Origin of the sequence: Sulfitobacter sp. TBRI5 (genome assembly GCF_051013555.1) — a bacterium.
Taxonomy (GTDB): Bacteria; Pseudomonadota; Alphaproteobacteria; order Rhodobacterales; family Rhodobacteraceae; genus JL08.
The window spans coordinates 2,323,170-2,343,898 of the sequence record NZ_CP112884.1; the positions used below are offsets into that span (position 1 = coordinate 2,323,170).

Here is a 20,729-nt window from a genome sequence, read left to right on the forward strand (position 1 = left end):
TCTGTGGCTGTGCAGGCGAGCGAAAGCGATCCTGTCGCATGGGCCGATCTTGTCGATCCATCGGCGCAGATCTTCGAAGATCCTTTTCGAGATCTGAGCAGTCAGCAGATCGAAGCCTTACGGACGATTGTCCAGAACCGCGCCCGGCTAAATGACCCCACGCTCAGCGAGGCGCAGATGGCCGACAGTGCCGCAAAAATCAATGCGGCGCTTGCAGAACTGGCTGAAGACAGGATTGATGCAGATTGGCTGATCGACCAACGCTGGCTCGTTGCCGACCTGCGCGAGAAAGCCGCAATTGCGGCCAATCCTAACCTTGATGGACAAATTATAACGCTAGCCGGGTTTGCCGTTTCGGCACCTCCGAATGAGGATGGAACGACAGTTGTCTATCTCGTTCCTGAACGGGGCATGTGCAGCCACACACCACCGCCCAATGCAAATCAGATGATCCGCGCGCGCGTCAAAGGCGACTGGAGCCCGAGTAGTATGCATGAACCTGTGCGCCTAACCGGAACGCTTTCGGTTAAAGAGACAAGGCACAGTTTCCGTATCGTAGACGGTGAGGTGCCAATGCGCGCTAGCTATATCTTGGACGCAACAGACGTTGAAACGGCCCCCAGTTTTGGCTCGCCGCCTCAGGCCACAAATGAATGGGCAGCATCCATTGCGGAGCGCCTGCGTGCATCAGGGCAACTGCAAGACAAAGGGACAACCAATGAAGAGTCGCCGTAGTTTCCTGGCGGCCACAATGGCTGCCAGCGTCTTCAGTCCCGCTCGCGGTTACACAGTCACGCTGGTTGGAGAGACGCCGCTGTCTCGCTTCGCCTTCGGCTCTTGCGTAAGGCAATGACAACCACAGCCCGAAAGACGCAGCATAATTAATCGAATCTTCCTCAACCCTAGGAGTAAAAAATGAACCTCAGAACCCCTGCCTTAAGTGTTTTTACAAGCTTGCTTTTGACAATGACGGCTGCCGCCGACGTGTCAGACGCGTCAAAACTAGGCGCAAACGCCGGCGCGATGGAATATTGCCGCGACAACTTTATGACCGATGATGACAATGGCCGATATGCCTTGTTGATCGCAGCCACAACCAAAGACTTCGGCAACATTGCTGAAGGTGAAGATAAGGCCAAAGCCTTGCTTATGAAAAAAGCAGCGGAAGACGGCGAATACCTCGGCGACCCGCTGGACGCAGGGCGTTGTGAAAGCGTCCGTAAAATTTTGCTCACGCAATACGCCATCAATTGAGTTGAGTAGCGAGTAATATGGCTGGCGCATGGTGCTAACCTCGGCCTGCGCCAGCCACGCGATTTTTAGCCAAAACCAAGCACCATCAGGTGGGAAACAAAACTGGGAACCAAAATATTATGAATAAAACAAGAACCTTCGGTCTTTGCGGGCTCGCAACATTCTTTATTGGAGCCTCCAGCGCGGCTTTTGCTGAAACTGACGTTCTTCTGGATACAGTCGAAGGCTGGGAAATTTACCAAGGGACCGAAAGTCTGGGCTGCGTGATGGAACGCACCATGGATGACGGGTATCTCGTGCGTCTGGGCAAGGAAAAAGCAGGCGCGCCCTTCGGCTACATCGGCGTCTACACCCAAAACCCTGACGTAAATATTTACGGCGGCGTTACAGGTGACGTTGTTCTCGACATCGACGGACAACGCTTTACTGGTACTGCCGTTGGAGATCTTGATTTCCGCGAAGGGTATCGTGGCGGCTACATGAAGGCGAACAATCCTCAGTTTGGAGAAGCGTTGGCGCGAAAGTATGTGTTGACGCTAAATCCTGACGAAAACCCGATAAAGATCAGCCTTGACGGAACGCTGAAAGCCATGGCGGCAACAGAGCTTTGCGATAGCTATGGCGTCGCAGTGGAGGACATGGGTGACGCTGCAACACTGAGCACGCTTGAAGCTAACGCATTAGCAAGCTGGAATTCCCTGCTGGAAGGGAACAGGCGCGCCGCGCGCTACGCAGATGAGGCCGTCGCCGTGATGGTGTTTCCTGAAATAAAGAAAGCTGGACTGGTTGTTGGTGGAGAAGCCGGGAATGGCGTATTGTTTAAAGACGGTCAGGTTCTGGGACATTACCGTACTTCGTCGCTTTCGGTTGGCGCACAAGCAGGTGCGCAGTCTTACGGATACGCGGTAATGTTTCTTGACGAACAAGCCTATAAGCGGTTTTTCTCCAGAAAGCGCCTCGAACTTGGTGTCGACGCTTCGGTAGCAGTGTTCCGCGCCGGGATCACAGCTGAAGTTGATACAACCAAAACCAAAGTCGATACGGTTGCATTCGTGTATGACGAAGAAGGCTTGATGGCGAATTGGACGCTTGAGGCCTCGCGCATCAGAGAACTTGAACAGTAGTACCTTGGACCGAACGTGTACGCCGTCTCATTGAGGGGCGGCGTACAGCTATACGTAGAAACGGCGCGCCATTTTATGACATGAGCGCGTTTGCCAGAGGAACATTGAGTGAAGCATATGTGTTTCAAATCACTAGCCGCCTTTATCGTGGTGACCCTGTTGTCTCTCCCTGTCTATGCCCAAGTCGGCCCCAATATCGACGAATTGGCCAAAGAACTTGCGAACCCCGGCGCGGCGAATGCGACTTTGAATTTCAAACTGGAGTATCGCAGTTTCGACGGCGACCTGCCCGGTGCAGACGATCAAGATAGTCTGACAGCCATATTTCAACCTGCGCTTCCATTCGTATTGGAGAACGGAAATAACCTGATCTTCCGCCCTGCTTTTTCTTATGTCTTCGATCAGCCCATTGCTTCGGCGTCAGGTTTTTCGGACGTTAGTCAGTTCGGCGACATATCCTATGACTTGCTGTATTCCTGGAGCAGCAGTGGCTGGACGTTCGGCGCGGGTGTCGTTGGTGCGATACCGACAGGCAGCGGCATTTCGTCTGACAACTGGCTGCTGGGCCCAAGCTTTCTGGCTGTCAAGCCCACTGACTGGGGTATCTGGGGGTTCTTCCCGTTCCACAATGAAAAGGTTGGCGGCAGCGGTGATGATACGTCGATCACATCATTGCAGTACTTCCTGTTTTTCAGTCTGAATGACGGCTGGCAAATCGGGACCGGACCCACGATCACCTATGACTGGAACGCGGACAGCGAAAATGACTGGACCGTACCATTCGGTGTACAAGTCTCGAAGACAACGGCGATCGGGAACCAGATTGTCAAACTGAATGCGGGCATCGAAAAGAATGTAGTCGCGCCTGATGATTTTGCATCGGACTGGAAGTTCACCCTGCAATTCAGCCCGGTCATCGGCAATCCGTTCCAGCCAAACCCGCCGTCTCCACCGGTCGACGCGGCAACGCGCGCCGCTGTCCTTGCACCCATCCGTTAGGTCTCACATGGTTAGAAAAATACTCTCTCTAGCGTCAGTTCTGGTCTGCCTGTCAAGCGCAGCCATCGCACAAGGGTTGGGCGGGCCATCTTCTGTACAGGCCGATTTGCAGCCCGGCGATGGGCTCACTGACCCACAGTTCCGGTCAGATTTTCCAGTGAACATTGCACCCGGCTACTTCCGATGGAAAGAAGGATTGGCTGAGAATGGCTTCAGCTTCAATTTTGACTACCTGTCACTGGGGCAGTGGTCGGACTCCGATCTGGGAGAGGGTAACGCATCAGGTGGCATCTTCAGGTTCTACGGGAACTGGAAGGCAACAGAGAATGGCTCCCTGACGTTCAAATTGGAAGACCGCCATGCCTACGGCGACGTTGCGCCACAAAACTTTGGGTTTGACGGCGGCGCGCTGTCCATCACCGGCACAGCCTTTAACGACAATGGCACGCTGCTGACAAACCTGTTCTGGACGCAACGGGCAGACGATGGCGCGTGGACCTTCCAGATCGGCCAAATCGATGTGACGGACTTCCTAGATGTTTACGGGCTTGTCAGCCCATATACCGCCTTCCAAAATCTGGCGTTCAATACGAACCCTACGATCAACGCCCCCAACCCCGGGCTCGCGATCGCGGGCGGCGCAAAACTTGGCTCGAATTTCTATGTGACTGGCGCTGTCGCTGACGCGAATGCGGACCCGTCAAGCCCCGATCTTGATGTCTTCTCCGATGGTGAGCTCTTCAAAAGTGTAGAAATCGGCTACACGAGCGGCTTTGATCGCATCTACTTTGACAATATCCATTTCACGTTCTGGCATGCCGATGAAGCGGATGACGGAAGCCGCCGCGAAGACTACGGCGCGACGTTCTCCGCAGCTTGGTTTCTTAAGAACAAGTGGATGCCCTTCTTTCGCGCGGGTACGTCCAAAGGACGGGCAGCCCTGTATCAGAAGTCCGTCTCAGCGGGTCTTGGTTACTTTGCACGCAACACGGACTTGGCGGGCATCGGTCTCAACTGGGCCGAAGCAGACGGTATCTCAGGCGACCAGAAAACTATTGAAGCGTTTTACCGCTTCTCTATTTCGCCCAACCTGCAGATCACGCCTTCGGTCCAGTTTATCAAGGACCCGCTGCTGACTTCGGATGAATCAAGCATAACGCTTTTTGGGTTGCGAGCGCGGATTGTCTTTTAGCTCTAGACTGCCCTCGTTTGAGGCACTCAATGATGCACACATGACAGGATCAGTCGCGTGACCTTAAAATGGATATAACTGATGAAAAACTTCACTTTAATCACTGCTTGCCTGGCCGTTGTGGCAGTTCTCGCTTCGGCAGACGCGGCGGTTGCAAAAGACAAGAGCGACAAAGGCAAGGGCAAGAAAGACAAAGCCGTTCAGATTGATAACAAACCCGGTAAGGGACCAAAAGCAGTCCCGCCGGGGCAGATCAAAAGGTATACGCGGGGCGCCAAGCTGCCCAAAGATCTTGATTTTGACGATATTGATGATTTGTCGAAATGGAATTTGAAAGCACCTGGAAAAGGTAATCGCTACATTCGCGTAGATGATGAAATCCTTGAAGTGAGCCAAGACTTGACCACCGTGGTCGATGCCGTAGGGATCGTTGGGGATCTGCTTAAGTAAGCGCGAAACAAGCTGCAATACTGACAAAAGGACGGGAGTTTTTATCATGAAGAAAATCGGTTTAATTGCCGTAGTGACAGTGGTGGTAGCTGCTGCGATATACACGTTTACGCGACCCGAACCGACGCCAGCAGAACGTTTGTCCGAAGCGGCACAAGAAGCGGGTGATGCCCTGTCTGACGCCGCCGACGATCTGACATCCGCGACGGGTGAAGCGGCCGAAGCGCTCCAAGTCGAAGCTGAAGCTAAAATGGAAGAACTTGAAGCTAGTGCCGCCATCTTGAGTGACACGATTTCCAGGCAAATGACGGAAACGTCCGGCGAAGTGAGAAAAGAAATCGAGAGTTTGATCGCTGACTGGCGAGAAACTGGAATCGTTACAGACAACGGTATCGATTTAGATGCTGCTATTAGCGCAGTGGATAAGTCCGAAATTCCAATTGAAACGAAGACGCAAGTAATCGCCTTTATGGAGTTGCTACGGGACACTCCAGGTGATGCAAAGGTTAAATTGGAAGAGCTTGAAAAATCTTTGGCTCGATAGGACGCCCGTTTTTTACTTAAGCTCAAATTGCAGAGATAAATAAGCTTCAAACCAATAAGTAAGCAAGAATAGCTTAGTGATAGCGGACAAGTGAGACACCATGTGAAGAATTTGAAGTGCTTTTCGAAACACGTGGGCGTCCTAATTGGAACAGCAATATTTGCGAGCTGTATATCTAGTGACTTGCTGGCAAACCCCAATCTTGTTGACAACGGTTTGTCACCTGTACGCGCACCTCAGGAAAACTCGGACTACGGCATCAGGAACGGCTCTGCATTGGTCGTCCCCATTCCATTTTCAAATCCTGCCATCGGTGCCGGCTTATCCTTGGGCGCAGGCTACCTCTTTCAATTATCACCGGAAGCAGACACGTCTTTTGTAGGTCTCGGCGCCATGGGGTCTGACAATGGCAGCCAAGCCTATGGGATTGCGGCCAATCTGTCATTTGGTACCGGTTGGGGGTTCAACCTTGCCTTGGCGGAAGCGGATATACGCTATGATTTGTTCTTTGGCAGTTTGAAGCTTCCGATCAAGCAAGATGGCGAGCTGTTTAACGGCGGACTTACATTCGCTGTAACAGAGACCAACACTTTTGGCCTAAACCTGCGTTACCTAAACACAAGTATCGGATTAAACACTGGCGGAACCAGCATTCCAGATGACCTTTTGCCCGATTTGGAGCTTGAGCTTGGAAGCCTGGGAGTGAGCTACGAGTGGGACCTCCGAGATGACAGCGACTATCCAACAAACGGGTCCCGTTTGAGTGCTAACGTAAACCGCGGTTTCTCTTTGTCTGAAGGTTCACGAGCTTATAACTACGCCTCACTCAATTTTGATGCTTACCGTACGGTCGGCGCTGAAAAAGTTGTCGCTGGTAGACTATCGGCATGTGCTGCCTCATCTGATGCGCCATTTTTTGACAAATGCTCAATCGGCTTTACCGATGGGCTTCGGGGCTTCAATCCGACCCAATTTTACGACACCCGGCTGGTATCGGCGCAAGTGGAATACCGTCAACGTCTGGGCAATCGATTTGGCTTTGTCGCTTTCGCCGGAATTGGCTGGACCGGTTCAGAATTCGGATCGCTCACAGACAACGGCGACCGCATCGCTGGCGGCATTGGAGTTCGCTATCGCGTGTCACAAAAGTTCCCAGTGGATTTCTCCGTCGACGTCTCTACAAACAACGACTCCGAAGAGTTTCTTTATATATTCGTGGGACAGCGTTTCTAAATCTGAAAACAGAAGGTTATTCCTTGGCCTGGAAAAAGTGAAAACTCAATGACCCATCACCGTCTTTTGTCACTCCTTTCGATCTGCTGTCTCACATTATCTGTGGGGCTCGGCTCTGATGCCGTCGCACAAGATCAGGCTGTTCCAATATTTTCTGCGCCGGAGCCGACTGCCGTAACCACGACCGCAAGTGAGCTTGAAATTCTCACCGTTCCGATGACGGCGGATGAACTATCAGACCTTGCCACAACATGGCAGGAGCACATCAAGGGCGTTTTGCAAGAAATCGCCTTGCTCAATCTGGAACTCGAGGTAGAAAACGAAGCGCGCGACGCTGTTTTGCGCGGTCAACTGGCTGCTGCATTGGAAAGACAGCGCGAGGTTCAAGACAGCTACTCTGCTGTCATTGAAGCCTGGCGCACAAAGGGCGCTGCTGCAGAAGAGACGCAGGTACATGATACATATATTAACGCACTCGGGCTCGAAGCCGTGCGGACAACAGACCCGAGAACGCTTTGGCAGCTTTCCGTCAACTGGCTGACCTCCGCAGAAGGGGGATTGGGGTTCCTGCTCAAGATCGCCGGATTCTTCGTTGCATTATGGGTTATGTACTATGTTGCGCGCCTTTTGCGGCGCGCTACAACTCGTGGTCTTGCGAGAGTGCCAAATCTGTCTCGCCTGCTTCAGCGCTTCATTATCAGTGCAGTGTATTGGGCCACCTTTATCTTGGGCATTCTGGTTGTGCTGGGTTTCTTCGGCGTCAACGTGACCCCTCTGTTTGCCGTCTTCGGCGGTTTGTCCTTCATCCTTGGTTTTGCCATGCAAGATACGCTCGGCAATCTGGCAAGCGGGCTGATGATTATGATCCTCAAACCGTTTGATACCGGAGATTACATCGAAGTCAGCGGGGCTTCCGGCTTTGTCAACGAGATGTCGGTTGTATCCACTCAAATCCGAACATTTGATAATCAGATCATTGTTGTGCCAAATTCCAAGATCTGGGGCGACGTTATTACCAACGTTAGCGTATCCCCTGAACGCCGTGTCGATCTGGTTTTTGGTATCGGATATTCCGATAGTGCAGCACAGGCCATCGAGGTTCTCAAAGAACTGGTGGCAGCGCACCCCAAATGCCTGAACGATCCTGCCCCAGAGGTATTTGTCGGTGAACTGGGCGACAGCTCCGTCAATATTTTCTGTCGACCTTGGTCAAAGTCCGATGATTATTGGACAGTTTATTGGGATTTGACAGGCCAGGCGAAAGAAAGTTTCGATGCGGAAGGAATATCAATACCGTTTCCACAACGGGACGTTCACGTCATTCACAATGGGCAGCTAGTCCAAGACGGCGCTTCAACATGACGTTAGGAGCTCGCAAGTTGTGCAGTCAGCATAGGAAAAAAACTAATGATTATGGCTACTGTTTGCAGTGCATTGGAAAAATTTTGCGGACGGCCTTGATTGCTCTCTCGCTTGTACTCTTCACGCTGCTTTCAACAGTGGTGCAGGCTCAGGAGAGCGCTCCAGAGGCCGCTGAAACCCAAACACAGGCAGACGACGCTTTTGCTGCTCCAGTTGTCATTGACGGTGAGACATTGTTTCTCGTGCGCGGTTTCAGCGCACTGCCTGCGCCCGAACGGGCTGCAAGGATCGAACAACGGATTCTGGAGATTGCTGAGTTACCGGAATTTGTGGAGCTTGATTATGAGATCCGTGAAGATGGTCTCGGGCTTGCGATTTTGGCAAACGGACGCCTTTTGACGGTTGCGACCCAGGCCGATGCGGACTTTGAGCAAATAAGCCTTATAGTGCTGGCCGAGCTTCATGCAGAGGCAATCAAAAAATCTATCGCCAATTATCGTTCTGGTCGGTCAGAAGAGGCGCTGGTCGACAGCGCGCTGGTTGCTGTCGGGTTGACCGTCGGATTTGCCTTGTTGACCTTCCTGTTTTTGAAAGGGCGCTCAAAGCTTATTCGATGGATACAGCAGGTCACTATAAAGCGGTTTACGCAATTCGAAGAGGCCACCAATGCAGTTGTAAAAGGAAAAGCTGTAGCGCAATTGATCGGTTTTGGAACCAATATGGTGCTGTGGATTGGATGGATTTTTATCCTTTACTACTACCTCACGTTCGTTCTCTTGTCCTTTGTTCAAACCCGCCCATTCGCGCAGTTTCTGCTCACCTATGTCTCGCAACCTCTGATGGATGTGATATTCGGTTTTTTCAGCTATCTGCCCAATCTGATTACGCTGATCATAATCTTCTTGGTTACCCGCTATCTGATCAAGGGCTTGCGTCTTTTCATGGACAACATCGAAGCCGGCGCAATCGAATGGAAGGACTTTGAACAAAGCTGGATCAAGCCGACATTTAACATTGCGCGGGTCATTATCATCGCGATCGCTATCGTTTTTGCTTATCCACATATACCCGGATCAGGCAGTCGCGCATTTCAGGGACTGACTATTCTTGCTGGCCTCATGGTTTCTTTTGGCTCCAACACAGTGGTGAGCAACATGATGGCGGGGTTGTTTGTCATTTACCGTCGCAGCACTAACATCGGTGACCGAATTAAAGTAGGCGATCAGGTTGGGGACGTTGTCGAAATCAAGATGATGGAAACACTTATCAAATCCGTCAAAAACGAAATGGTGAGCATTCCTAATGCCCAGCTTCTAAATTCCGAGGTCGTGAATTACTCGCGAAAGATCGACGGGCGTGGTCTGCTCGTTCATACGACTGTGGGCATCGGCTACGAAGAGCCGCAAGACAAAGTGGAGGCCATGCTGATTGAAGCCGCTAATCGAACGCGTGACCTCAAAAAATCACCTGCGCCGTTCGTTCTCTGGGCGCAACTGGCCGACTATGCGATCAACTATCAAATCAACGCCTTTACCACTCGTGGCTCAAGCTTGCCTCGCATCTTGTCCGATTTGCACCGCAACATTGTGGATGTGTTCCACGAAAACGGCGTTCAGATCATGACGCCATCATACGTAGCAGATCCGGATCAACCAAAGGTTCCAGTAGAAGTATGGAATGGGAAACTTGCAGCGCGAAAATCACCGTAAGACCTGACCGAACCTTTAGATAAAAGAGAAAAGGAAAAATCTTGGCCTTAAGTATAACAGAACTCTTGTCTGACGAAGAAGGTCAGCCGTATCTGGACAAATCGGAGGTAAGGCTGCGTGTATCCAACAACGATCTGATGGGCGATATGGCCAAAATTTCTGAGGCAACCAAGTGCAAGCTCGTGGTATTTGTTGAATTTCCAGCCGGTTTCAAGAGCGGGAAGCGGGTACCCGATCAAGATCAGTTAGCCGTGGTTCTGAGCGGCTCATTGCGTATATCGGCGCCAGAAAACGAAGAGACACTTCTTGGACCTGGAGGAATTTTCCGCCTTCCGCAGGCTGCAAGCTCCACCCACACATTGGAAGCCATCGGGCCGGAAGCTGTGCGTCTTATGGTCCTGCAAGCGTGAAACTTGGGGCCTCTGCTTTCACAATACCTTTCGCAAGAGCCGGGCTATCCCGGATATGCCGGTGGCACCCCCTCAATATTGGCAAAGCCAAGCGACACAGAGGCATTCATGCATACCCAAACCGTTTGGCGGGGAGCGGCGCAATAAGATATCTCTGTGGCCGGCGTCTCATTTTAGCTGTTTTTGCGTTTTGCTTTGCGCATTTGAATGCTTGCACATACGTACCTTTCGAAACAAACCGCCCGACACAAAATGCTTTGCCGCCTGCACAGTCCACCGTCAGTCGTTTGGAAAATGTATCAGGAACCAAGTTGAGCGGTAATCAGGTTGTGCTGGCACCGCTAGGCAATGGCAATGATGCCTTGGGCGCACGATTGAGAATGATCGAACAGGCAGAGGCATCGATCGACCTCAAAACATTTCTCATCAAGCCAGACACTGCTGGTGCGTTGATCTGGCTGGCGCTCTATGACGCAGCCGAAAGAGGCGTCAAAATCCGCCTCCTATACGACGACGTGTTTACAAGTGCACGCGATGAAGAGATCGCAACCCTCGACGCGCATCCGAATGTCGAAATCCGCGCATTTAACCCCCTGTCAAGAAACAGCACGCTGGCAGTTAACTTCCTGCTTGATTTTAGGCGTGTAAATCGACGCATGCACAACAAAGCCTTCATCGTCGATGGCGCATTGGCCATTGTAGGCGGTCGCAATATCGCGGACGAATATTACCAAATAGAAACAGAAAGCGAATTTGCTGATTTTGATTTATTCGTTGCCGGTCCGCCGGTTGAACAGATATCAGATGCTTTCGACCTCTTCTGGAATGATGAATGGGCGGTACCAGTCGAAAGCTTTACGCGCGGCGACTCGACATTGTTGAGTGAGGCGGTCACCGTCCTACGTGCCGTCCCCGACGCGCCGGCTTCCAAAGTTTACAGAGGCGCTGTTAACTCTCAATATCTTCGAGATCTTAGAGAGGGAATGAAGCCGTCGTATCGAGGGGCGGCGTATGTGGTCACGGACGATCCCGAGAAGCTGCGTAGACCACCAGGCCAAGGTCCGTTTAAAGTTGGCAATGCCTTCTACAATACGCTTCTGTCAGCCAAACGTGAGGTTCTGATAGTTACACCCTATTTCGTGCCTGAGGACTACGGTGCTGATATCTTCGAAAGGCTCGTCTCGCGCGGTTTGCGGGTGCGCATCATCACAAACTCTCTGGCATCTACGAACCACGCTTATGTGCATGGTAGTTACGCAAAATACCGGAACCGCCTCCTGGAATCAGGGATAGAGTTTATCGAGGTTCGCGCAGATGCGCCGTTGATCGCCGAAGGCAGTCGGACCCCGTTGGTGCTTCATTCGAAACTCGCAATCATCGATGCAGAAAGACTGTTTGTAAGTTCGACAAACATCGATCCTCGGTCCATTCGGCAAAATACTGAAATAGGGATGATCATAGAAAGCCCACAACTGGCGTCGGATATGTTGAACCAGTGGAATGCCGAGGTTGGAGACTACGTCTTCGACGTAGTTGCTGGACCCGGCGGCGAACCAATTTGGCGATATGAAGGGGCTGGCATAAGCGAAATCTACTACGACGAGCCCAACGCAGGATTCGTGCGTAAGTTGATAGCGAGACTGACAGGGTGGCTGCCCGTAGAACAACAATTGTAGGTTGTTGGTTTCATATCGTTGTTTGGTGGGCGGAGAAGCTAAAACTTTGGTAAAAACAGCCTTGGGGACAACAGCATCGAATGCATGCTTCGTCTGCAACTCGATTGTAGGCATTTGGATCTTCACTGCGTTAATGTCGAACGTCGGCTTCTGTGACTACTTTGCAGCGTAGCTCTCGGATCGATCAGGGAACTCAGCTTGCTGCACCGGCGAAGCACACGATTTCAATCCGGCGGCTTCGGGCTCGATGCAGTCATTCGACTGTTCTTCTCTGATGACCGGTTCGTCGCGTTAAGCAGCCGTTCACAACCGGAAATTTGAAGTTTTGGTTCTAAACGACCGCTTTCACCAGGACCGGACGTTCGCTGCGGTTGCGACGTATGTCTCACATGCGGGACAGAACGGTCGCTCTGTCCGCAGTGTTTTTCGGTCAAACTGGCTCGCTGGTCGCAGCAAATTCCTCAAGACGTCGAGCGGCCTTGTGAAGTATTGCCGCAAGGCGGACGCAGACCTCGCATGTGAAACTCCCGCGCATTTCATGGCCAGCTTCAAGCCGGGTAATTTCCAACTCAAGTAGTTCACATCGGGGGTTCCACCCCTCCCGAAGCATCATCATTTCGTAGTCAGCAAATGGCTTGGTTTTCTGTCCGGAGTGCATTGTCATTTCCTCTTTATGGTCTCTTGATTTGGTGGTCTCTGAAGAAAGAATGCTCCGGTCTGGGGGCCCATGACAAACGATGGTTTTTTGGTACATAGAAAAGAAAAATTTGTGTATGATGCGTTATGGTCTTCCGAATGCCTCCGCTCAAACAGTTACACGCCTTTGAAGCCGCCGCCCGGCATCAGAGCTTCAAGAAAGCGGCAGAAGAGTTAAATGTGACACAGGCGGCGATAAGCCATCAGGTTCGTGCACTCGAAGATCATCTTGGGAAGAAACTCTTTCACCGAAAGACCCGCCAACTCGTGCTGACGGATGCAGCAAGAGAGTTTGCTGAAGGTCTTTTTGGTGCTTTTGCGCAAATGCAGGCCTCTGTTGAGCGGATCAGCAGTCAGCAGATGGCTGGTAGTCTGAAGCTGTCAGTTGCTCCGTTCTACGCAAACCGAATGCTGTTGCCCCTGCTACGGAATTTTCACGAGGTTTATCCAGATATTCGCATTATGCCGGAGATGGACGCAGATGTCGTAATCCTCAAAGGCAGTGATATTGACGGTGCAGTGCGGTACGGAGACGGTTCGTGGTCAGGCCTCGCTTCGATCTTGCTCAGGCAAGATCAGGTCGGCCCAGTGGCCGCACCGGAACTGGTGCAAGAGTATGATTTGCCAATGTCTCCTGAAGAGATTGCCAAGTTGCCCCTTGCATATAACCTCGGTACTCAAGGCGATTGGCCGAGATGGTTTGCTCAGTGCAATGCCTTTCCTGACGCGCGCCAGCAACTGATTGAGTATTCTGACCGCGCCAAGGCCATTGATCTTGCTTTATCGGGCAATGGCGTTGCGCTCGCCGACACCCTGTTGACCGAAGCCGATGTACGCAATGGCCACCTCGTTCGACTGCATCCCGAAACAGTTCCTTCTGAGAAAAGCATGTATGTCGTTTATGCTGAGACCGCATACCCGGACCCGCGCCTGATTGCTTTTGCCGAATGGTACCAAAATGAACTTGAGCAGCTAAACCGTGCTTGATCTTTACCTTGTATGGAGCGCTGACGGCAGGTCTGCTTTGGGCTGATTGTGTTGAAAAACTCTGTTTTCTGTAAGAAATGGTGAAAAACTTCGCCATAGAGCGCCGGTTGAAGATTCTGGCTGGGGGCTCGACCAAATCAGAGCTTTGGCGATGTGCGCGTCTCTAACAACCATCGACACGCAAAGGCGTCGGCACAAGACGCGTTTTGTTCATACTACCACGGCCGAGCTTTTCTGCGGCGGCGTAAATCGGAACATTGGCATTTGCCTTCCATTTAATGAACCGGATCAACGTCGCCTGTGGGCTCGATGTAGTCATTCGCCGCAGACTGCACCAATGTCGGCTAAGCGGATTTAGTCTTTGCGTTTGATTTCCGGCTCAGTCGGCAATTCCTTGCGTGCGGGCACCGCATGGCTCTCCAGCCATTCCTTGATTGCGCCCCACCGATCGGCGTCGGTTGCCGCGTTGCGGTACTGGCCCAGTGCTTGCAATAGGACACGTAAATCATGCGGTATTGTGGACGGCCATGGCATGAGTATGCTATAGTACAAAGCATGAACAAGTATCAATCGGAACATTCACAAGACCAGGTAAATCAGCAGATTTCGGAGTCGCTTTGCGGCCTGCCGATCCACAAAAAAATACAGCGCAAGGACAGGTCACAATATGGGCAAGCTACAAACCAAGTCTGACGACAAATTGGGTGTTAAGCTGACGGGCACTCCTGAACAGGGGCAGCACATCACCCTGAACCAAGACGCCGCATTACAGAAGATTTTCGGAACACAGCATCCGGAGTTGGCAGAAGCGTTGATGACGCATTGTCTGAAGGTTTTAAAGTCGTCGGAAGCGAGTGATGAACATCCGGGCAATGACGAACGTTTTTTCATGCTCGGAGCCATCGCGGAACTCAAGCCCCGGGATGTCGTGGAACGCATGCTTGCTGTCCAGATGGCCGCGACCCATGTGGCGATGATACGATCCGGGCGGTGGCTGGCGAATGCGGACACTATGGACCAGGTTCAGGCGCACTACACCGGATACACCAAGCTGGCCCGCACCTATGCCATCCAGATGGAGGCGCTACGCAAGCACCGCAACGGCGGCAAGCAGACGGTCACAGTGCAGCACGTCAATGTCGCTGACGGCGGACAGGCGATTGTGGGCGATGTCAGCCACCGGGGGAGGGGTAATGATAAAAAGTGACGGTAACCCCATGAACCCTGTTTCAACGATCAAGCCTTTGAGACGCCACAAGCAGGTTTTCCACTGGCGGCGTTCGCGTCAGCCGTTTGCGAAAACCGCGCCGCTGTGCGCGCTTTCCATGGTCATCGGAAGCTCTTCAGCCGCTTGCGCTCGAATTTCGGCAATTTTTGTTTGTGCCGCTTCAGCCGATTTTTCGTCTGAATACTCCGTGATGACTGTAAAGCTGTTTTCACTGGTGCGAACCATCTGCACCCGTTTCGCTCCAACGGACATTATCAGAGGAACAAATTTGTCCCGTGCGATGGCCTCTAATGCATCAGTCCATTCAGTGGTATTCCAATGAGATATTGTAGAAAACGCCATGATTTGATCCCCATATAAATTGAAAGAGGCTGATGCTCGCATGAGAAACCATAAAGACCTAGAAAAATCGGAACGGATTGCCTCTTGAACCCGGTCCAGCGCCTCAGAGACGCGCCCAGATGCAGCGCTACGGCCAAGTCCACCCGACAGCGGTGCCGTTGCCCTGCTGTGAAGGGATGGACCGTGTGCCGGGTGCACGGTGCTGGCGGTGGTGCGCCCCGTGGCAAGGCGCATCCGAATTACAAACATGGTCTTCGGACCAAGCAGATGGAAGATATTCGACGGTTGGCTTCGCTTCTGGGGAAAGAAGCGCGAGAAATGGGTTAGCGTTGGACGGCTACCCACCCCCACCAAAACGTGTGTCACGTACCTTTGATCAGCCCCACCTAAGTGGTCCAGTTTGAATGTTAGTGCATAATTGGCCTTGGTTCCATCGGGACGATGGTTTCTGGGGCTGGCGGGCGGTAGCCAGTATCAGCGTGAAGTCTGAACTAGGGCGCGTGCGCCTTATGTACCGTAACAAAAGCTATGGCGACGGTTGGGAAGATTTGGACTACCCGGTGCGCATTTCATCGACGCCATGTCACTATGGCGGACACCGCTATTGGTTCATTTGCCCGGCGCAAGGTTGCGGGCGGCGCGTGGCCAAGCTCTACAGCGGACGCATTTTCGCATGCCGTCACTGCTATCAGTTGGCCTACCCTTCGCAGCGTGAAGCAAGCTTTGAGCGCTGCAGAAGGCGCGCAGACAAAATCAGGGAGCGGCTGGGTTGGGCTGATGACCCGGATTTGATGGAAGGCATCAAGCCGAAGGGCATGCACTGGCAAACATATCATCGCCTTGTCGCGGAATTGGATCAATGGGACCGCAAAAGTGATGGAGGTTTTGCTTCTTACATTTCTCAGCGTTTGGGACAGCTTAAACCGCTCCAATGAAAACCTTAAGGGTGGGCAGCAGGGTGGATATCACTCACACTAAAATGGGAAAACAAATTTAAAACAATAACTTAGTATGTTTTAATGGTGCTGTGAGAGAGGATTGAACTCTCGACCTCACCCTTACCAAGGGTGTGCTCTACCACTGAGCTACCACAGCATCTTGCATTCGGGACAGCGCCCGAACGATTTGGCGGGTGATTAGACGCAAATCACCGGTCACGCAAGCGCAATCTGGACCCTTTCGGGGCGGTGCTATAGACATCGGCTATGGCAAACAAAAAACCCTCTGACCGCAACGCAAAACCGGGGCCGGCACCAAAGCAATCGCGCGAAGACAGGCTGAAGTCGGCGCTCAAGGAAAATCTGGCGAAGCGCAAAGCACAAATGCGGGCCAGAAACGCGGTGCAAAACACAGAGAAAACCGATAACGGCGCAAACATAACACGCCCGGCGCAGCAGGACATGGCCGGAAAACCCGAGGAATAGAGCAGATGGATTCAATTGTAGTGACTGGCAACGGCCCGTTGAAAGGAAAAATTCCGATCGCGGGTGCCAAAAACGCCTGTCTGACTCTGATGCCGGCAACCTTGCTGAGTGAAGAGCCCCTGACCCTGACCAACACGCCGCGATTGAGCGATATCAAGACCATGACGGAATTGCTGGCGTCACTGGGTGCTGAAGTCACTCAGTTGCAGGATGGTCAGGTGTTGGCAATGTCGAGCCACGATATCAACAACCACACGGCACACTATGATATCGTACGCAAAATGCGCGCGTCGATCCTTGTTCTGGGGCCGATGCTGGCGCGCGACGGCCATGCCATCGTTTCCTTGCCGGGCGGATGCGCCATCGGCGCGCGCCCCGTTGACCTGCATCTGAAGGCACTGGAAGCTTTGGGCGCAGAACTGGATCTGAAAGACGGTTATGTTCATGCAAAAGCCATGAAGGGATTGCGTGGCGGCACAATCGATTTCCCGATCGTATCGGTTGGCGCAACCGAAAATGCGCTGATGGCGGCCACGCTGGCCAAGGGAACGACCGTGATCAACAACGCGGCCCGTGAACCTGAAATCGTGGATCTTGCCACCTGTCTGCGCAAGATGGGGGCACAGATCGAAGGGGACGGTACATCGACAATCACAATTCAAGGCGTGGACCGTTTGAGCGGCGCGACCCATCCCGTCGTGACCGACCGGATTGAATTGGGTACCTATATGCTGGCCCCAGCGATCTGTGGCGGAGAGGTGGAACTGCTGGGTGGCCGGATGGATCTGCTGGCTGCGTTTTGTGAAAAGCTGGACCAGGCCGGTATCGACGTGAGCGAAACACAAACAGGGCTGGTGGTGCGCCGCCGTGACGACGTGATCAAGGCGGTTGATGTGGTCACCGAACCATTCCCCGGGTTCCCGACAGATTTGCAGGCGCAGATGATGGCGTTGCTTTGCACGGCAGACGGCACGTCAGTTCTGGAAGAAAAGATATTTGAAAATCGCTTTATGCATGCGCCCGAGCTCATACGGATGGGGGCCAGAATCGATGTGCACGGCGGCACGGCCCGCGTGACCGGTGTCAAGCAACTGAAAGGCGCGCCGGTGATGGCCACTGATCTGCGGGCGTCGGTATCGCTTATTCTGGCGGGTTTGGCGGCGCAGGGTGAAACCGTTGTCAGCCGGGTCTATCATTTGGATCGCGGGTATGAGCATGTGGTGCGCAAGCTCGAAGGCGTCGGCGCCAGAATAGAACGGATCAAAGACAAGTGACACAGGACGCAACATTCGAAGACGGACGCGAAGCGCCGCTGAACCTTGGCGGGCTGGACGCTGAAGATCTCAAGGTGATTTCATCACTGGCGCAGGATGCAGTATTTCCGATCACTGAAATGACCTGGCGTGCGGCGGATCGCCGGTTTGCCGTGTTGCTGAACCGATTTCGCTGGGAAGATGCCGATGCAGCCAAGGCGCGTAACCGGACGGTTGAACGTGTGCAATCGCTTTTGGTGATCGATCAGGTGTTGAATGTCGCGTCGCAGGGCATTGACCGGTCAGACAAGGATACAATCCTGTCGCTTTTGTCCGTGACGTTCGAACCGGGTGCGGATGGGGCGGGGTACGTGGTTTTGACTTTGGCAGGTGACGGCGCGATCCGGCTTGAAGTCGAAGCCTTGGATGTATCGCTGCGCGATGTGACGCGGCCCTATCTGGCACCCTCAAAGAAAGTACCGGATCACCCTTTATGATCATTCGACGCCTGACTGCGGACGATCTGGCGGACTGGCGGGACATCAGGCTTGAAGCCTTGCAGCGCTTGCCCGAGGCGTTCTTGACCACATACGCTGAGGAACGTCAGAAAAAAGATGCCGATGTGTCAAAGATGCTGGATCAGGGGTGCGTACTAGGTGCGTATTCGGATCGGGATCTGGCGGCGGTCTTGTCACTGGATTCTGAAACCAGAATGGCACTGGCGCACCGGGCGTGGATCAATGCGGTTTATGTGCGTCCGGACTGGCAAGGCAGCGGCGCGGCGCATCAACTGCTGAACGCGGCGATCATGCAGGCGAAAGCCCGCGGAATTGTGCAGCTTGAACTCTATGTCGCGTGTGACAATCCGCATGCGATCCGGTTTTACGAACGTGCGGGATTTGTGCTGGCGGGGCGTATGCCGCGGGCCGTGCGCCTGGCTGACCGGTATCAGGACGATCTGCATTATGTGCTGAAGATTGACGCATAGCACCTTGCGGGCTTGAGCCTGCAAGTGCGGCCCGCTATGTCCCCCCTGAACAGCGGAGCGATCATGCCAGTTTTTCTGAACTTTTCCGAACCCGATTTTGAGGCACATTTTGCGGACCTGTTGGGTGCCAAGCGCGAGGACAGCCCGGACGTTGATGCCACGGTTGCAGACATCATCGCGGATGTGCGCACGCGTGGGGATGCTGCGCTGATCGAACTGACAGCCAGATTTGATCGTTTGCAGCTTTCGCCGGATACGCTTGCCTTTACCAAGGGCGAGGTGAACGCCGAATGCGCCAAAGTCGCGCCGCAAGACCGCGCGGCGCTGGAACTGGCGGCAGAACGTATCGATGCCTATCATCGGCGGCAGATGCCCGAAGATGCCAGTTGGACCGATCCAACCGGTGCACAGCTTGGGTGGCGCTGGACACCGGTAAGTGCCGCCGGACTTTATGTACCCGGAGGTATTGCCTCATACCCGTCTTCGGTGCTGATGAATGCGATCCCTGCAAAGGTCGCGGGGGTCGAACGACTGGCCATTGTGGTGCCGACACCGGATGGCAAGACCAATCCGCTGGTGTTGCAGGCCGCACGCCTTGCCGGTGTTGATGAAATCTATCGTATTGGCGGGGCGCAGGCGATTGCCGCACTGGCTTACGGGACTGAAACGATTGCGCCCGTGGACAAGATCACCGGGCCGGGAAATGCCTATGTGGCGGCCGCCAAACGGCGCGTGTTCGGCAAGGTCGGCATTGATATGATCGCGGGACCGTCGGAAATTCTGGTGATCGCGGATGGCGATAACAATCCGGACTGGATCGCGCTTGATCTGATGTCGCAGGCCGAACACGACGAAAGTGCGCAGTCGATCCTGATCACGACGGATGCGGGGTTCGGTAAGTCGGTTGCAGATGCCGTTGCGAAACGGCTTGAAACGCTGGAACGGCGCGCGATCGCCGGGGCAAGCTGGCGGGATTTCGGGGCTGTGATCACCGTACCTGATCTGGCAACGGCGGCAGCAATTTCCAACCGGATCGCGCCGGAACATCTTGAATTATGTGTGGCTGACCCCGACGCGCTGGCCGCTGACATCACCCATGCGGGGGCGATTTTTCTCGGCCAGTGGACGCCCGAGGCTATCGGCGATTATGTCGGCGGGCCGAACCATGTGCTGCCCACCGCCCGATCCGCACGGTTTTCATCGGGTCTGTCCGTTATGGATTTCCTGAAGCGCACAACACTCGCGCGGATGACACCGGAAAGTTTGCGTGCTATCGGGCCTTTAGCCGAGCGGCTGGCCCGTTCAGAAAGTCTTGAGGCGCACGGTTTGTCTGTGCGGGCGCGCTTGGATCACTTGAATGACTGAAAATGTACTTGATATGACCCGTATTTCGCAAATCGAGCTGGATGATTCCGGCCTGCCGCCCCCCACGCCAGAGATTGAACAGGAACGAAAGGTCGCCATGTTCGACCTGCTGGAAAGCAACAGTTTTTCCCTTCCGGCGCGCACGGACCGTCCGGTGCCCGATGGCCCGTACCATCTGGGGCTGGCCATTCGTGATAAACGTTTGGTGTTTGACGTGCAGACCGAAGCGCGCGAACCGGCGGCTGAATTTCATCTGTCGCTTGGACCGTTCCGTCAGGTTGTCAAAGACTACTTCCAGATCTGCGAAAGCTATTTTGATGCGGTCAAGAATCTGCCGCCCAGCCAGATCGAAACCATCGATATGGCGCGGCGCGGCATCCACAACGAAGGCAGTCGCGTTTTGCAGGAACGTTTGGAAGGCAAGGCAGATGTGGATACAGATACCGCGCGCCGCCTGTTCACCCTGATTTGCGTCCTGCATTTCGGAGGTTGA

The 20,729-nt window shown here is 53.4% G+C and carries 23 protein-coding genes and 1 tRNA gene; 21 read left to right on the top strand and 3 right to left on the bottom strand.

Annotated features, from left to right (window positions below; genetic code table 11):
• Positions 1 to 9 precede the first annotated feature (9 nt).
• The 13 genes from OLX72_RS11675 (at position 10) to OLX72_RS11735 (ending at position 13,636) form a co-directional block, all read left to right on the top strand.
• Positions 10 to 735 carry a DUF3299 domain-containing protein gene (locus OLX72_RS11675; protein WP_433988709.1) on the top strand — a complete coding sequence of 242 codons (726 nt, stop codon included), beginning with the start codon at positions 10 to 12 and terminating at the stop codon, positions 733 to 735.
• A 180-nt stretch (positions 736 to 915) separates the two neighbouring features.
• Positions 916 to 1,254, top strand: a complete 339-nt coding sequence (locus OLX72_RS11680) for a hypothetical protein (protein WP_433988710.1) — start codon at positions 916 to 918, stop codon at positions 1,252 to 1,254.
• A gap of 89 nt (positions 1,255 to 1,343) precedes the next feature.
• Positions 1,344 to 2,378, top strand: a complete 1,035-nt coding sequence (locus OLX72_RS11685) for a YSC84-related protein (RefSeq protein WP_433988711.1) — start codon at positions 1,344 to 1,346, stop codon at positions 2,376 to 2,378.
• 108 nt (positions 2,379 to 2,486) lie between these two features.
• Positions 2,487 to 3,377, top strand: a complete 891-nt coding sequence (locus OLX72_RS11690; RefSeq protein WP_433988712.1) for a hypothetical protein — start codon at positions 2,487 to 2,489, stop codon at positions 3,375 to 3,377.
• A 157-nt stretch (positions 3,378 to 3,534) separates the two neighbouring features.
• Complete coding sequence (locus tag OLX72_RS11695; RefSeq protein WP_433988713.1) at positions 3,535 to 4,569, top strand: carbohydrate porin; 1,035 nt, start codon at positions 3,535 to 3,537, stop codon at positions 4,567 to 4,569.
• 81 nt (positions 4,570 to 4,650) lie between these two features.
• Complete coding sequence (locus OLX72_RS11700) at positions 4,651 to 5,019, top strand: hypothetical protein (RefSeq protein ID WP_114870243.1); 369 nt, start codon at positions 4,651 to 4,653, stop codon at positions 5,017 to 5,019.
• Positions 5,020 to 5,065: 46 nt separating this feature from the next.
• Complete coding sequence (locus OLX72_RS11705) at positions 5,066 to 5,563, top strand: hypothetical protein (protein WP_114870242.1); 498 nt, start codon at positions 5,066 to 5,068, stop codon at positions 5,561 to 5,563.
• Positions 5,564 to 5,665: 102 nt separating this feature from the next.
• Complete coding sequence (locus tag OLX72_RS11710; protein ID WP_205388900.1) at positions 5,666 to 6,796, top strand: BamA/TamA family outer membrane protein; 1,131 nt, start codon at positions 5,666 to 5,668, stop codon at positions 6,794 to 6,796.
• 48 nt (positions 6,797 to 6,844) lie between these two features.
• On the top strand, positions 6,845 to 8,158 hold the full coding sequence (locus tag OLX72_RS11715; RefSeq protein WP_114870241.1) for a mechanosensitive ion channel family protein: 1,314 nt from the start codon (positions 6,845 to 6,847) through the stop codon (positions 8,156 to 8,158).
• A complete protein-coding gene (locus OLX72_RS11720; protein ID WP_433988714.1) occupies positions 8,155 to 9,867 on the top strand; it encodes a mechanosensitive ion channel family protein in 1,713 nt (570 codons plus the stop codon). Before OLX72_RS11715 ends, OLX72_RS11720 begins: the two co-directional genes overlap by 4 nt.
• Before the next feature lie 41 nt (positions 9,868 to 9,908).
• The gene (locus tag OLX72_RS11725) at positions 9,909 to 10,277 is read left to right on the top strand and encodes a cupin domain-containing protein (RefSeq protein ID WP_162797998.1); all 369 of its coding nucleotides are present in this window, start codon (positions 9,909 to 9,911) and stop codon (positions 10,275 to 10,277) included.
• A gap of 311 nt (positions 10,278 to 10,588) precedes the next feature.
• Complete coding sequence (locus OLX72_RS11730; RefSeq protein ID WP_433988715.1) at positions 10,589 to 11,953, top strand: phospholipase D family protein; 1,365 nt, start codon at positions 10,589 to 10,591, stop codon at positions 11,951 to 11,953.
• A gap of 795 nt (positions 11,954 to 12,748) precedes the next feature.
• Positions 12,749 to 13,636 (top strand): LysR substrate-binding domain-containing protein, encoded by an 888-nt coding sequence (locus OLX72_RS11735; RefSeq protein ID WP_162798004.1) that lies wholly within the window; start codon positions 12,749 to 12,751, stop codon positions 13,634 to 13,636.
• A gap of 354 nt (positions 13,637 to 13,990) precedes the next feature.
• Here the strand turns inward: OLX72_RS11735 and OLX72_RS11740 are convergent, their stop codons facing one another.
• Entirely contained in the window at positions 13,991 to 14,215 is a 225-nt protein-coding gene (locus OLX72_RS11740; protein ID WP_433988716.1) for a hypothetical protein, read from the bottom strand.
• Positions 14,216 to 14,303: 88 nt separating this feature from the next.
• On the opposite strand from OLX72_RS11740, the gene OLX72_RS11745 reads away from it, so the two are divergent.
• Positions 14,304 to 14,843: a hypothetical protein gene (locus OLX72_RS11745; protein WP_433988717.1), complete on the top strand. Its 540-nt coding sequence runs from the start codon at positions 14,304 to 14,306 to the stop codon at positions 14,841 to 14,843.
• 78 nt (positions 14,844 to 14,921) lie between these two features.
• Here OLX72_RS11745 and OLX72_RS11750 read toward each other — a convergent pair whose 3' ends face one another.
• Positions 14,922 to 15,206: a hypothetical protein gene (locus OLX72_RS11750; protein WP_433988718.1), complete on the bottom strand. Its 285-nt coding sequence runs from the start codon at positions 15,204 to 15,206 to the stop codon at positions 14,922 to 14,924.
• A gap of 509 nt (positions 15,207 to 15,715) precedes the next feature.
• Between OLX72_RS11750 and OLX72_RS11755 the strand changes: the two genes are divergently transcribed.
• Positions 15,716 to 16,141: a hypothetical protein gene (locus OLX72_RS11755; RefSeq protein WP_433988719.1), complete on the top strand. Its 426-nt coding sequence runs from the start codon at positions 15,716 to 15,718 to the stop codon at positions 16,139 to 16,141.
• A gap of 85 nt (positions 16,142 to 16,226) precedes the next feature.
• Here the strand turns inward: OLX72_RS11755 and OLX72_RS11760 are convergent.
• Positions 16,227 to 16,301 (bottom strand) — tRNA-Thr (locus OLX72_RS11760).
• A 110-nt stretch (positions 16,302 to 16,411) separates the two neighbouring features.
• Between OLX72_RS11760 and OLX72_RS11765 the strand changes: the two genes are divergently transcribed.
• The 6 genes from OLX72_RS11765 to OLX72_RS11790 all read left to right on the top strand — a co-directional run bounded on the left by OLX72_RS11765 (position 16,412) and on the right by OLX72_RS11790 (position 20,729).
• Positions 16,412 to 16,630: a hypothetical protein gene (locus OLX72_RS11765; protein WP_114871092.1), complete on the top strand. Its 219-nt coding sequence runs from the start codon at positions 16,412 to 16,414 to the stop codon at positions 16,628 to 16,630.
• A 5-nt stretch (positions 16,631 to 16,635) separates the two neighbouring features.
• Positions 16,636 to 17,904 carry a UDP-N-acetylglucosamine 1-carboxyvinyltransferase gene (murA, locus tag OLX72_RS11770; RefSeq protein ID WP_433988720.1) on the top strand — a complete coding sequence of 423 codons (1,269 nt, stop codon included), beginning with the start codon at positions 16,636 to 16,638 and terminating at the stop codon, positions 17,902 to 17,904.
• On the top strand, positions 17,901 to 18,380 hold the full coding sequence (locus tag OLX72_RS11775) for a DUF2948 family protein (protein ID WP_433988721.1): 480 nt from the start codon (positions 17,901 to 17,903) through the stop codon (positions 18,378 to 18,380). The genes murA and OLX72_RS11775 overlap by 4 nt, the downstream gene beginning before the upstream one ends.
• Positions 18,377 to 18,871 (top strand): N-acetyltransferase family protein, encoded by a 495-nt coding sequence (locus OLX72_RS11780; RefSeq protein ID WP_433988722.1) that lies wholly within the window; start codon positions 18,377 to 18,379, stop codon positions 18,869 to 18,871. Before OLX72_RS11775 ends, OLX72_RS11780 begins: the two co-directional genes overlap by 4 nt.
• A 63-nt stretch (positions 18,872 to 18,934) precedes the next feature.
• Positions 18,935 to 20,236: a histidinol dehydrogenase gene (hisD, locus tag OLX72_RS11785; protein WP_433988723.1), complete on the top strand. Its 1,302-nt coding sequence runs from the start codon at positions 18,935 to 18,937 to the stop codon at positions 20,234 to 20,236.
• A 13-nt stretch (positions 20,237 to 20,249) separates the two neighbouring features.
• Positions 20,250 to 20,729 (top strand): UPF0262 family protein, encoded by a 480-nt coding sequence (locus OLX72_RS11790; RefSeq protein WP_114872371.1) that lies wholly within the window; start codon positions 20,250 to 20,252, stop codon positions 20,727 to 20,729.

Bases quoted from the DNA above. Each gene is read 5' to 3' on its own strand.
- OLX72_RS11680 (WP_433988710.1), top strand. From the start codon at position 916: ATGAACCTCAGAACCCCTGCCTTAAGTGTTTTTACAAGCTTGCTTTTG.
- OLX72_RS11700 (WP_114870243.1), top strand. From the start codon at position 4,651: ATGAAAAACTTCACTTTAATCACTGCTTGCCTGGCCGTTGTGGCAGTT.
- OLX72_RS11705 (WP_114870242.1), top strand. From the start codon at position 5,066: ATGAAGAAAATCGGTTTAATTGCCGTAGTGACAGTGGTGGTAGCTGCT.
- OLX72_RS11715 (WP_114870241.1), top strand. From the start codon at position 6,845: ATGACCCATCACCGTCTTTTGTCACTCCTTTCGATCTGCTGTCTCACA.
- OLX72_RS11720 (WP_433988714.1), top strand. From the start codon at position 8,155: ATGACGTTAGGAGCTCGCAAGTTGTGCAGTCAGCATAGGAAAAAAACT.
- OLX72_RS11735 (WP_162798004.1), top strand. From the start codon at position 12,749: ATGCCTCCGCTCAAACAGTTACACGCCTTTGAAGCCGCCGCCCGGCAT.
- OLX72_RS11740 (WP_433988716.1), bottom strand. From the start codon at position 14,215: ATGTTCCGATTGATACTTGTTCATGCTTTGTACTATAGCATACTCATG.
- OLX72_RS11745 (WP_433988717.1), top strand. From the start codon at position 14,304: ATGGGCAAGCTACAAACCAAGTCTGACGACAAATTGGGTGTTAAGCTG.
- OLX72_RS11750 (WP_433988718.1), bottom strand. From the start codon at position 15,206: ATGGCGTTTTCTACAATATCTCATTGGAATACCACTGAATGGACTGAT.
- OLX72_RS11755 (WP_433988719.1), top strand. From the start codon at position 15,716: ATGTACCGTAACAAAAGCTATGGCGACGGTTGGGAAGATTTGGACTAC.
- OLX72_RS11765 (WP_114871092.1), top strand. From the start codon at position 16,412: ATGGCAAACAAAAAACCCTCTGACCGCAACGCAAAACCGGGGCCGGCA.
- murA (WP_433988720.1), top strand. From the start codon at position 16,636: ATGGATTCAATTGTAGTGACTGGCAACGGCCCGTTGAAAGGAAAAATT.
- OLX72_RS11780 (WP_433988722.1), top strand. From the start codon at position 18,377: ATGATCATTCGACGCCTGACTGCGGACGATCTGGCGGACTGGCGGGAC.
- hisD (WP_433988723.1), top strand. From the start codon at position 18,935: ATGCCAGTTTTTCTGAACTTTTCCGAACCCGATTTTGAGGCACATTTT.
- OLX72_RS11790 (WP_114872371.1), top strand. From the start codon at position 20,250: ATGACCCGTATTTCGCAAATCGAGCTGGATGATTCCGGCCTGCCGCCC.